The 399-nt window shown below is 40.4% G+C and carries 1 protein-coding gene; it reads right to left on the bottom strand.

Annotated features, from left to right (window positions below):
* Positions 1 to 87: 87 nt before the first annotated feature.
* Positions 88 to 399, bottom strand: a 312-nt coding sequence (locus E1297_RS49475) for a hypothetical protein (RefSeq protein WP_209015529.1), incomplete at its 5' end; no start/stop codon positions are given.

Genomic DNA, 399 nt, shown 5'->3' with positions numbered 1-399 from the left:
GCACGCCGCAAGCGTCCGGCTTTTAAGCCGCCCACAGGCCTGACATTACGCCGCCGTTGACGCATTCCTGATATGACTGGTTCAATTTTAGACAAGGTTTTGCCTGCGCACGATCAGTCGAATAAGGATTGCAAACAGCGGAAAAATAGCAAAAGGAAAAACTATTGAGCCAGCAGCCGCTATAAATGGGAATAAAGGTCCAAATAAAGATGAATAAGCCATACGCACGCTATGGTATGATGGAGAGGGATCAAAGCAAAAGGTGCCATAAAAAAATAAAAACATTAACAAAAGGTAAGCGATAGAACCCACTGAATTAATAAGTGTTATATTGCTGCTGATCAATCCAACGCGCCAATAATAACCATATACAAAAATATAAATAATTGAAAGTAATAT

This window comes from Roseibium sp. RKSG952, assembly GCF_009711355.1.
The sequence above is the reverse complement of the archived record's forward strand: the minus strand, read 5'-3'. Positions and strand labels throughout refer to the sequence as shown.